Raw genomic sequence first — 1,350 nt, 5'->3', positions numbered from 1 at the left:
ACCGCGGCGGGACGTGCACCCGGGAAGTGCGCCGCCGTGCGCCCGGTCCGAGCGACCACGGTCCATCCGGCCGGGGGCGGCACCGGAGTCCCGGCCTCGTCCGGGGCGCCGGGAACCGCAGGACGGCTCCGGCCGGGCGCTCGACCCCGAACAGGGACGGGCGCCGTCGGCCTGCCCGCGGCCCGGACAGGCCGGGTCACCCGCGATGGACCTGTCCGCAGCACTGCGGCCGCCCGGGGCGGGGATCACCGTGACGTGGGACGAAGGAACGGGACGAAGGAACGGGCAGACGGGCGGGCCTCAGCCCGGGTCGTCGGGCAGCGGTGAGCGCAGCGAGGTGCGCCCGGCCCGCCAGCGGCCGAGCAGGTGGTCCGCGAAGCGTCCGTCGACCACCCCGGCCGCGGCGGTGCCGAACGCCACGTCCCGGGCGAACTCCGGTTCGTCACCGACCAGTTCCTCGATGACCCCGCGGCGCACCAGCTGTTCGTGAACGGCGTCCGCCTCGATGTGCTCGCGGTAGAAGAGCGTGCCGTCCGGCCCTCCGCCGAGCCGCGCCAGTGCCGCCGCCAGGCGGGCGGAGCCCGGCGAGGAGGTGATCTCGACGGTCGCGAAGTGCCCGACGGCCGCACCGCGCAGCGCCCGGTGCAGGCCGAGGAGCGTCATCAGGTTGACCACCGCCAGGGTCGGCGCCGGGACGAGGTCCAGGTAGTGCCCGTACGCGGGGTCGAGGCCGAAGGCGGCCATCATCCGGGCGAACAGCCGTGCGTGCGCCCGTTCCGGCCGTCCGGCGCCGTACTCGTCGTAGAGGATCGCCGTCAGCACCGCCTGGGCGGGCCCATGGATCCTCGGCAGCATCCACAGCTGCGGATCGGCCTCCTTGAGGTGGTAGACCGAGCGGTGCACCAGGTACTCGCGGGCGTGGCGGCGCTCGCCCTCGGCGAGCAGGAAGTGCGACGGGCCGGTGCCGTCGGGCGGCTCGGTGAGCAGCGCTTCCAGGGCCTCCGGCAAGGGCGGTACGGGCTCCGCCTCCGCGCGCACCGCGGCCAGGAACGGACGCTCCAACTCCTGCCGGAATCTGAGGAGTTCGGGGTCCCACTCCCAGCCGTCCCGGACCCCGGGCAGTCCTCGGTCGTGGAGTTCGTAGCACAGGTGGAGGGCCAGCTGGTGGTCCTCGCTCCAGGGCTCGGCGAGGGAGCCCGGCACGGCGAGCATCCGGCCGGCCCCGGGCGGTCCGGCGGTGAGCAGGGCGAGCACCGCCGCCGACAGCGGTCCGCGCGCGGCGGGCAGCCCGCTCACCGGCCCGCTCCCCGTCCGTCGGCGCAGACGCACAGCACGGCGCAGGCGCACGGT

1 protein-coding gene is annotated in these 1,350 nt (G+C 75.9%); it reads right to left on the bottom strand.

What is annotated here, in order from left to right; genetic code table 11:
* Positions 1-300 precede the first annotated feature (300 nt).
* Positions 301-1,341: an iron-containing redox enzyme family protein gene (locus AB0E96_RS41190; protein ID WP_359831966.1), complete on the bottom strand. Its 1,041-nt coding sequence runs from the start codon at positions 1,339-1,341 to the stop codon at positions 301-303.
* Between the last annotated feature and the right edge of the window lie 9 nt (positions 1,342-1,350).

The sequence above is a fragment of the Kitasatospora sp. NPDC036755 genome, assembly GCF_040636595.1.
GTDB lineage: Bacteria > Actinomycetota > Actinomycetes > Streptomycetales > Streptomycetaceae > Kitasatospora.
Note: the sequence above shows the minus strand (reverse complement) of the source record. Positions and strands in the feature narration are given on the sequence as shown.